Annotated in this window: 11 protein-coding genes and 1 rRNA gene; 6 read left to right on the top strand and 6 right to left on the bottom strand. The window is 63.9% G+C overall.

Annotation, left to right across the window (positions count from 1 at the left end):
- Positions 1–52: 52 nt before the first annotated feature.
- Both Harman_RS17415 and Harman_RS17420 read left to right on the top strand, forming a co-directional pair.
- A complete protein-coding gene (locus tag Harman_RS17415) occupies positions 53–679 on the top strand; it encodes a MinD/ParA family ATP-binding protein (RefSeq protein ID WP_137685049.1) in 627 nt (208 codons plus the stop codon).
- A gap of 28 nt (positions 680–707) precedes the next feature.
- Complete coding sequence (locus Harman_RS17420; RefSeq protein WP_137685050.1) at positions 708–1,337, top strand: RAD55 family ATPase; 630 nt, start codon at positions 708–710, stop codon at positions 1,335–1,337.
- 2 nt (positions 1,338–1,339) lie between these two features.
- Here the strand turns inward: Harman_RS17420 and Harman_RS17425 are convergent, their stop codons facing one another.
- The 3 genes from Harman_RS17425 to Harman_RS17435 all read right to left on the bottom strand — a co-directional run bounded on the left by Harman_RS17425 (position 1,340) and on the right by Harman_RS17435 (position 3,726).
- On the bottom strand, positions 1,340–1,540 hold the full coding sequence (locus tag Harman_RS17425; RefSeq protein WP_137685051.1) for a hypothetical protein: 201 nt from the start codon (positions 1,538–1,540) through the stop codon (positions 1,340–1,342).
- 134 nt (positions 1,541–1,674) lie between these two features.
- Positions 1,675–2,619, bottom strand: coding sequence for an FKBP-type peptidyl-prolyl cis-trans isomerase (locus Harman_RS17430; protein ID WP_137685052.1), 945 nt, complete (start codon positions 2,617–2,619; stop codon positions 1,675–1,677).
- A gap of 78 nt (positions 2,620–2,697) precedes the next feature.
- Positions 2,698–3,726 (bottom strand): threonine ammonia-lyase, encoded by a 1,029-nt coding sequence (locus Harman_RS17435; protein ID WP_137685053.1) that lies wholly within the window; start codon positions 3,724–3,726, stop codon positions 2,698–2,700.
- An 80-nt stretch (positions 3,727–3,806) separates the two neighbouring features.
- Here Harman_RS17435 and cyaB point away from each other — a divergent pair, with 80 nt between their 5' ends.
- From cyaB to Harman_RS17455, 4 genes are read left to right on the top strand one after another with little or no spacing between them, the layout of a single operon-like run.
- Complete coding sequence (gene cyaB / locus Harman_RS17440) at positions 3,807–4,349, top strand: class IV adenylate cyclase (RefSeq protein ID WP_200830969.1); 543 nt, start codon at positions 3,807–3,809, stop codon at positions 4,347–4,349.
- Between the two features lie 59 nt (positions 4,350–4,408).
- Positions 4,409–5,611, top strand: a complete 1,203-nt coding sequence (locus Harman_RS17445; RefSeq protein WP_137685055.1) for a methionine adenosyltransferase — start codon at positions 4,409–4,411, stop codon at positions 5,609–5,611.
- A 47-nt stretch (positions 5,612–5,658) separates the two neighbouring features.
- Positions 5,659–6,846 (top strand): tRNA sulfurtransferase, encoded by a 1,188-nt coding sequence (locus Harman_RS17450; protein WP_137685056.1) that lies wholly within the window; start codon positions 5,659–5,661, stop codon positions 6,844–6,846.
- Between the two features lie 27 nt (positions 6,847–6,873).
- A complete protein-coding gene (locus Harman_RS17455) occupies positions 6,874–7,419 on the top strand; it encodes a DUF5804 family protein (RefSeq protein WP_137685057.1) in 546 nt (181 codons plus the stop codon).
- Positions 7,420–7,458: 39 nt separating this feature from the next.
- Here the strand turns inward: Harman_RS17455 and Harman_RS17460 are convergent, their stop codons facing one another.
- From Harman_RS17460 to rrf, 3 genes are all read right to left on the bottom strand, one after another.
- Positions 7,459–8,370, bottom strand: a complete 912-nt coding sequence (locus Harman_RS17460; RefSeq protein WP_137685058.1) for a PLP-dependent cysteine synthase family protein — start codon at positions 8,368–8,370, stop codon at positions 7,459–7,461.
- A 100-nt stretch (positions 8,371–8,470) separates the two neighbouring features.
- Complete coding sequence (locus tag Harman_RS17465) at positions 8,471–8,890, bottom strand: CopG family ribbon-helix-helix protein (protein ID WP_053969282.1); 420 nt, start codon at positions 8,888–8,890, stop codon at positions 8,471–8,473.
- Positions 8,891–9,052: 162 nt separating this feature from the next.
- Positions 9,053–9,168, bottom strand: a 5S ribosomal RNA gene (gene rrf / locus Harman_RS17470); the annotation flags it as partial.

A 9,168-nucleotide genomic window follows, 5' to 3' on the forward strand; every position in this document is an offset into this window, starting at 1 on the left:
CGATTCGTACCGCACACGTAGGTTCAAAAGCGATAGCGAGGCCAGCCACGGTATGCTCGCAATCGCTGGCGGCAAAGGCGGCTGTGGGAAGACGACGGTGGCCCTCGGGGTCGCACAGGCACTGGGGACGATGGGCAGACGGCCGCTAGTCGTCGACACCGACCGCGACATGCCGAACCTCCATCACCGTGCCGGCGTCGACCCGACACCCGGAATCGACGATATCACGTCTGCGACTGGGCCGACGGCGGTTGCCCAGCGCGCCGCAACCGTCGAGAACGTCGACGTACTTCCGTGTCAGACCGCATCTGCGGCAGCTATCGGGAGCGCTCTCGACAGCCTCTCCCGATGTGATCGCCCTGTCCTCCTCGATTGTCCCGCGGGCGCTGGCCCGGACACCGCCCGCCCGCTGCGGGCGGCTGACAGGACAGTGCTCGTGAGCGAGCCACGCCGGCAGAGCCTCACCGACACCGCTAAAACAGCGGCGATGGCTCGGATGCTCGATGCACCACCCGTCCTGACGGTACTCGTCAGCAGTGATGGGTCCGTCGACCCCTCGAACCTGCTTTCTTGTCCCAGAACGGTCCACATTCCAGCAGTGTCGAGACCGCTGGCATCTGACCTAACGACGCCAAAATACATCGATATAGCGAACGTTCTCACCAAGCGGAATACTTAATCTCGTGGATGAATGAATTTTCAATGGCATGGTCAACCGGTTGCGAACGGGCATCGATGTCCTCGACAGAAAGCTCGACGGTGGCATCCCTGCCGGGAGCATCGTCGTGCTGTCTGCCCAGCCGGCTAGCCAGGCGGAGCTGTTCCTGTACGAACTCACCGCCACGCGCGGGACCCTGTGGCTCTCGCTCGACCGGACCGCCGAGTCGGTCATCGCGAGCATCGAGCAGACACCGGCCAACACCGGCGACCCGACGGTACGACACATCTCCGGCGAAGCGCCGCTTGACAACGCTGGCAAGCTCGTCTCGGCGCTCCCGGAGACCTCAAACCTCATCGTTGACCCGCTCGACGTACTGGAGGCGCAGGAGCCACATTCGCGGTTCCGTGCGTTCATGAACGACCTGCAGAACCACATCGTCAACACCGGCAGCCTCGCTATCGTTCACTGCCTGGACGGCCGTGACGTGCCGCCGCTTCGAGATACGACCGAACACTTCGCCGACGTGGTATTCCAGCTCGATACGACGACGACCGGTGACGAGGTGGAGAACCGCCTTGCGATTCCGAAGTTCCGCGGCGGGCGCGCCCCCACCGACGTTATCAAGCTCAACCTCGTCGAAGAGGTCAGCATCGACACCAGCCGCGACATCGCTTGATTCTATTCGCGGCCGGGCTGTGGCTCTCTATCTGTCGACCCGAACTCTGTGCCGACGAGTATCAACAGGAACAGTCCGAGTCCGACACCGACGCCCGCCGCTAGTCCAAGTGCGGCGCTTGCAGTCAGCACGTACGTCCCGACGCCGAACGCGATTCCGGGCGGGACCGCGAGCAACGACGGGTACACCAGCGACACACGCATGGGTAGTGATAGCGTGTCGAGCGTATAATCGTTGCTCCCGTACAGCCGTCAGAAAATAGCTGTTGCTCCCGCTCGGTACCGCTGAACCGCCCGCAGTCGTTTACTACCGCTGAATCGCCGGCGAGATTGCGGCGTTACTCTTCAGCGCCTTCGATCTCTTCGACGATCTCCTCGGCGTCCACGTCCGCGTCTTCGAGCGCGTCCTCGATGTCAGCACCGCCGGCACCGCCCATGCCACCCATCATGCCGGGCATGCCCATGCCGCCGCCACCGATTTCCTCTTGCACGATGATGCGGTCGATGTCGAGCAGTTGGGTGAGCTGCTGGGCGATCTGCTGTTTGCCCATCATCCACTGCTGGTTCATCGTCAGCTGCGGCGTCGCCTCGATGTAGAGGGTGTCCTTCTCGACTTCGACGGTCTCGTACTCGGGCTCGGACTCCTCATCTTCGTCTTCGTCCTCGCTCTCGACGAGCTGCTCTTCCTCGACGGTGTCGGTTTCGAACCACACGTCGAGTTCCATGTCGAGCATCATCTTGATGATGCCCTGGGCCTTCTCCTCGCGGTCCGTGACCTCTTCGAGGATTTCGTAGTCGTACTCGACATCTTCGCCGGCCAGCGGGTGGTTGAAGTCCACTCGCGCGCGGCCGCCGATGATGGTCTCGACGTGACCGTGCTCGCCCTCGATGTCGACGTGTGCGCCGGGGTAGCGGTCGTCCTCGGGGATCTTGTCCTTCGAGACCGTTCGGACCTCTTCCTCGTCGTACTCGCCGAAGGCGTCGGCGGCGGCGACGGTTACCGTCCCCTCGTCGCCGACCGCCTTGCCGTAGATGTCCTGCTCGACATCCGGGAAGATGTGGTTCTCGCCCAGCACGATGGTTCGCGGGCCGAAATCCTGCTGTTCGGTGTCGATACCGTCGTCCTCGGCGATTTCCTCGTCAGTCGTGTCGACAAGCTGACCGCCGTCGACGGTGCGGGCGGTGTAGGCGAGCTTGATGACATCGCCTTTCTGCAGGCCTTCTGCCTGCTCTTCTTCGTCTGCGGTTTCCTCATCGACTTCAGTCTCGGACTCGTTGCTCATACCCTGTTCGTCAGTCGTGGCACTCTTAAGGACAACGTTTCCCGGCCAGCAGCGGACAAGCAAGTTCCTGACGCTCGGCTAGTACTCGCGCTCGGCGAGCAGCCGGGCGAACTTCTCGCGGTCGATGTTCCGGCCAGAAACGGGGAGCACTACTGTTTCACCGCGGAGTTCGTCGCCGGCCTGAAGCGCCGCGGCGACCGCGGTCGCACAGGCTCCTTCCATGACAATGCGATCCGTCTCGAACAGGCGAGCGACGGCGTCAGCGATGGCGTCGTCGGAGACGAGCCGGAAATCGGCGAGCCCCTCCTGCAGTATGTCCGTGGGCACAGCGAACGGGACCCGGGTCGCGACGCCCTCGGCGATAGTGTCGACGCTGTCGAGTCCCTCCAGCGTCTCCTCATGCCAGGCGCGGTACATCGCCGGTGCACCCTCGGCCTGGACGCCGACGACGGATGCGTTGGTCATCGCGCCCAGCGTGAGACAGTACCCGGCTGCGGCGGAGCCGCCGCCGACCGGACAGAAGACGCGGTCGACATCGGGCCGCTCGTCAAGGATTTCGAGGCCCGCTGTTCCGACCCCGGCGATCAGTTTCGGTTCGTTGCCCGAATGGACGTAGCGCGCCTCGCGCTCGACGGCCAGTTCCTCAATGTGTTCGCGGGCCTCGTCGTAGTCCTCGCCGTAGGGAATGACCTCTGCGCCGAGTTGCTCCAGTGCGTCGACTTTGCCGGCGTTTGCGTCTTCCGGGACACCGATAGTGACGGGCACGTCGAACTCGCGCCCGGCCCAGGCGATAGATAGCCCGTGGTTCCCTGTGCTCGCGGCGAGCAGCCCGGCGTCTCGGAACTCCTCGTCCAGGGACGCGACGAGGTTCACGCCACCGCGGACCTTGAACGCGCCGGTCGGGAGGGTGTCCTCCCGCTTGAGCAGTACCTCTGCGCCGAGGGCTTCGGAGAGTGATTCACTTCGGACCAAAGGCGTTTCGGGGAGGTGCTGGCGGATACGTCGCCGGGCGCGTGCGACCGCCGCCACCGTCGGCGGCGTCAGGTCGTGATACGGGAAGAGGGTCGTCTCGTCCGGAGAGTCGATCGGTGCGTAGCGACCGGCCATACTACTACCCGGGAGAGCGGACACAGTAAATGACGCGGTCGACGGGAGCGCTTTTCAACGGTCCGACCAAGCCACAGGGTATGTACGAAGTCGAGGTGAAAGTGCCAGCGGACATCAAGGCCGTCGCGGACCGACTCGACGAACTCGGGGCCGTGCAGGTGGATACGGTCATTCAGGAGGACACGTATTATGATGCACCCCACCGGGATTTCGCCGAGACCGACGAGGCGTTTCGGGTCCGTCGCGAGACCAGGAAAGGAGAAACGACGGCGAAAATCACCTACAAGGGGCCGCTTCTCGAAGCGGAGTCCAAGAGCCGCGAGGAGTTCGAAACCGGCGTGGAAGACGGTGACGACATCGACGCTATTGTCCAATATCTCGGCTTCGAGCCGGCGGCCACGGTCCGGAAGAACCGCCGAGTGTACGAGGTCCGCGGGTACCACGTCACGCTCGACGCCGTCGACGACGTTGGCGAGTTCGTCGAAGTCGAACGGGAAACCGACGACGAGATCGAGTCGGTGCGGGAAGGTGCCTACGAGGTACTTCGGGATCTCGACCTCGATCCGAACGACCAACAGCGGACCTCCTACCTCGGGATGCTGCTCGGTGATGCGAGCGAGTAATCATTTCACACGCATCTGTTCCCGTAAGTTATAGAACCCGGCCAACCGAAGTCGAGGTAATGACTGAGCGGAACATCCACGTCCAACCCGCGAGCGGACTCGCCGTCGAAGATCAGGACATCGAAGTCGTAGAGCGCAAGGGCATCGGCCATCCGGACTCCATCTGTGACGGGGTTGCAGAGACAGTGTCGCGGGCGCTGGCCCAGACGTACATCGACCGGTTCGGCACGGTGTTGCACTACAACACCGACGAGACCCAGCTCGTCGCCGGGACCGCCGCGCCCGCCTACGGCGGCGGCGAAGTGCTCGAACCAATCTACCTCCTCGTGGTCGGCCGTGCGACCAAGGAGTACGATGGCGAGCGCATCCCTGCCGAAAGCATCGCTCTCCAGGCCGCCCGCGACTATCTCGACGAGCAGTTCCCCCATCTCGATCTCGGCTCCGACGTTATCGTCGACGTGCAACTCGGCGAGGGGTCGGGCGACCTCCAGACCGTGTTCGGTGAGGACGAAGCGGTCCCGATGGCAAACGACACCAGCTACGGCGTCGGCCACGCGCCGCTGACCGAAACCGAACAGATCGTCCGGAACACCGAACAGGAGCTAACCGGCGACTACGCCGAGGCGAACCCCGTTGTCGGCCAGGACGTGAAGGTGATGGGCAAGCGCGAGGGCGACCACATCGACGTGACCGTCGCCGTCGCGATGGTCGACAAACACGTTCCCGACCTCGACGCATACAAGACCGCTGTCTCGGACGTGGAAGCATTCGTCACCGACCTCGCCGAGGAGTACACCGACCGGGACGTGACGGTCCACGTCAACACGGCTGATGACTACGACGCCGAATCGATCTATCTCACGACCACCGGCACCAGCGCCGAGCAGGGTGACGACGGCTCCGTCGGCCGCGGGAACCGCGCGAACGGCCTCATTACACCGAACCGTCCGATGAGCATGGAGGCGACATCCGGGAAGAACCCCGTCAACCACATCGGGAAGATATACAACCTCCTGTCGACGGAGATCGCCCAGTCCGTCGCAAGCGAGGTCGACGGCATCCGGCAAGTCCAGATGCGCCTGCTCTCACAGATCGGGTCGCCCATCGACGAACCCCACGTCGCCGACGCGACGGTCGTCACCGAAGACGGCGTCGCGGTCGGCGATGTCGAAGCGGACATCCAGGCCGCAATCGACGACGAACTGGCCGACGTGACCGACATCACGCGACAGGTCATCGAGGGCAACCTCTCGACGTTCTGAGGCAGCGAGGCGACACCCCTTTACTCGCCGGCAGTCAACTCGCGGGCATGCACCCGCCAGACGCCGACAGCGTGCTCGTCCGCCACGGCGAACTCGGCGTCAAGAGCGAACAGGTCCGCCGGAAGATGGAGGGGCAACTGGCGGACAACATCCGTGCGATGCTCGACGCGCGCAGCCTGACCGGTGACATCGAACAGCGCCGGAACCGGCTGTTCGTCCATACCGACCAGCCCGAGGGCGTGACCGCGGCCGCAGCCGACACGTTCGGCGTCACCTCCGCGTCGGCCGTTACCACTGTCGACCCGACGCTGTCTGCGATCGAAGAGACTCTGGCCGCGACCGCGCGGGCAGAGTACGACGGCGGCGCTTTCGCCGTCAACGCCCGCCGAGCGGGGCCAGCCGAGGCACACCCCTTCTCCAGTACGGACATCGAATCCGACGGTGGCACCGCCGTCTGGGAAGTTATCGAGGAACTGGGTGGTGAACCCACCGTTGACCTCGACAACCCGGATTTCGAGCTGTTCGTCGAGTGTCGCGCCGACGAAGCGTACGTCTTCTCTGAGAAACGTGCCGGCCCCGGCGGCCTCCCGCTTGGTACCCAGCGACCCGTCGTCGCGCTGGTCAGCGGCGGCATCGACTCGCCCGTCGCCGCCTGGAAGCTGATGAAACGCGGCGCACCCGTGATCCCCGTCTACGCCGACCTCGGGGACTACGGCGGCCCCGACCATCGGGCGCGCGCGCTCTCGACCGTCTCCGAACTCGCGTCGTACGCGCCCGGTCACGACCTGTCCGTCAACGTCGTCGACGCCGGCGATGTCGTCGCCGACCTCTCGCAAGACCTCGGGGCGCTCCGGATGCTCGTGCTCCGCCGGTTCATGCTCGCGGTCGCCGAAGCTATCGCGCACGAATGTGATGCCGTCGGCATCGTCACCGGTGAATCCATCGGACAGAAATCCAGCCAGACGAGCGCGAACATCGCCGTCACGGACGCCGCGACGACGCTCCCGGTACACCGGCCGAACCTCACCGTCGACAAGTCCGAGATCACCGGCCACGCCCGGGAAATCGGGACGTTCGAGGACTCGACAATTGACACCGGCTGTAACCGCGTTGCGCCGTCACATCCGGAAACCAATGCCTCGCTCGAAGCGGTTCAAGCGGCCGAGCCCGACGACCTGTTCGAGCGCGCCGAGTCCTGTGCTCGGGACCGCGTCGTGGTCCCCATCGAAAGCTAAATTTCCGGGGCGGGCCAGGGTTGAGCCATGACGCAGGTCTGTCTCGTCGGGAGCGAGGGCGTGAACCTCCGGTACGAACTCCTCTCGCGCGAGACCGCACGGAACGCACTCGCCACCTACGACCTGCAGGAGCCGTTCGCGAACACTGTCGCCGTCGACACCGTGAGCCTCGGTTCGGCGGTAGCACTCTTGAACGACCTGAACTGGTATCTCGTCCGGTTCGCCGACGCCGCGTTCGTCCGTGACCCATCGATCAGCGAGACGGAGTGGCTCTCCCGGGACCTCGCCGCGGCGATCCGGGACGACGACGTTGCGCCCGCGGACACCGGTCGCTTTCTCAAGGTGTACGGTATCGTCGAGTCGGACGTAGACGGCGACAGTGACGACGAAGCCTCATCAGTAGCGGATACGGACCGAGCGCCCGACACACAGGCTGTGGAAACCGAGCAGCCACCCGAACTCGTCGAGCCGATGCTCCTGACGCGGACCGGCGAGACGATTCCCGACTACGACCTGCGGGACGTGGACGACACGCTCGTCGTTAGAGTGACCGAATCGGAGTTCGGGGCCTGACTCGGGCCACGCTCCCGCGCGCATAGAACGAATACGTTCTCAGTCGAACATCCCGGTCGACATGTACCGCTCGCCGCTGTCCCAGTACACTGTGACCACGAGCGGGTCGTCAACGCCGTCCGCGACGAGCTGTTCGGCTACGTCTCTCGCGGCGAGATTCGACGCACCCGAAGACTGCCCGACGAGGATACCCTCCTCGTGGGCGAGTCGGCGGCACTCGTCTTCCGCGTCCGCGAGTTCGACCGTAATCACGTCGTCAAGCAGGTCGGTGTCCAAGTTGTTGCTAACGAAGCCCGGTCCCATCCCCTGGAAACTGTCCTCGCCGGTACCCGGTTCCATCCCGGAGAGAACGGCGTTGTCTGCCGGTTCGACGGCGATGATGTCCATCTCGGGGAACGCCTCGCGCAGTCGGCGGCCGGTGCCGGTGATCGTGCCGCCCGTTCCGACGCCCGCCACCAACGCGTCGACCGTTCGATCGCCGATCTGTTCGATGATCTCCTCGCCCGTCGTCTCGTAGTGTGCCTTCGGATTCGCCGGGTTGTCGAACTGCCGCAACTGGACGTAGTCGTCGCGCTCGCTCAGTTCGTCAGCGCGCTCTTTCGCATCGGAGATGTCGCCCTCGACGAGTTCGATCTCCGCCCCGTAGGCCTTCATGATCTGGCGGCGCTCGGGGGACTTCGAGGACGGCATCACCAGCACAACGTCGTATCCCTTCGTCGCCCCGACCATCGCCATCCCGATGCCGGTGTTGCCACTCGTCGGTTCGACGAGCGTATCACCCGGTTCGAGCGAGCCGGTTCGCTCGGCGTCGTCGATCATGTACTTCGCCGGCCGGTCCTTCGCGGACCCACCGGGGTTGAACGACTCAACCTTCGCTGCGACCGTCGCCCCCTCCGGCGCACGAACCGAGACCAGCGGGGACCCGATTGTATCGAGAATAGAGTCTTTCATCGCCGCCGGCTACGCGCGCCCGACTTAAACGCCTACTGAAGGGCCCAAACGGTTCGTGGACTCCAGACTCTCGGCAGGGTTTTCCGCCGTCGATGCCGTTTCACGAGAACATGTTAATGTCGTCGACCGGCAAGACCGAGTAATCCACCGACAGCGTGTCCTTCGTGGCCCGGACCTTGCCGACGAACGCGGAGATGTCCTCTAGCTGGCCCTCCAGTACGAACAGCTCCATACAGTACCGATCCCCGACGTGACTGTGGAAGTTTGACGCGACAATGGATTCGTGGTCATGGCGCAGATGCATCATCTTTTCCTCGACCGTGGTCGTCTCGTAATCGAACAACACGGTGACGACCGCCATCAGTTCCCGGTCCTCCAGTCGCTTGTCTTCGAACTCGCCCATCAGGTTCCGGACCGCTTCCCGCACGACCTCGCTACGGCCCGTGTACCCGTGTTCGTCCGCAAACGTGTCGATTCGCTCCTCCAGTTCGTCCGGCATCGAGATGCTGACTACGCCCATATATTAACTCAGCACCGGTGTAGTATTAAGAATTCATATCGGACCGCGTTGTGACTACTGGGGATGGCCACTGCTGTGGTACTGCCGTGGCTGTCGCTCTGTATAAATACGGAAAGCCCACTCAGGAGAGATGACTCTCCTGAGTGAGCTGTAAGATATGAATGGTGGCGGCGAACCGGATTTCCCAGAGGCTCGCGCACTCCAGTACTCCCCGGAACGCTGGTGGGCTTATCTTCCGTGTTCGGGATGGGTACGGGAGGCAACCCCACCGCTGTGGC

This window comes from Haloarcula mannanilytica, from assembly GCF_005406125.1.
GTDB classification, from domain to species: domain Archaea; phylum Halobacteriota; class Halobacteria; order Halobacteriales; family Haloarculaceae; genus Haloarcula; species Haloarcula mannanilytica.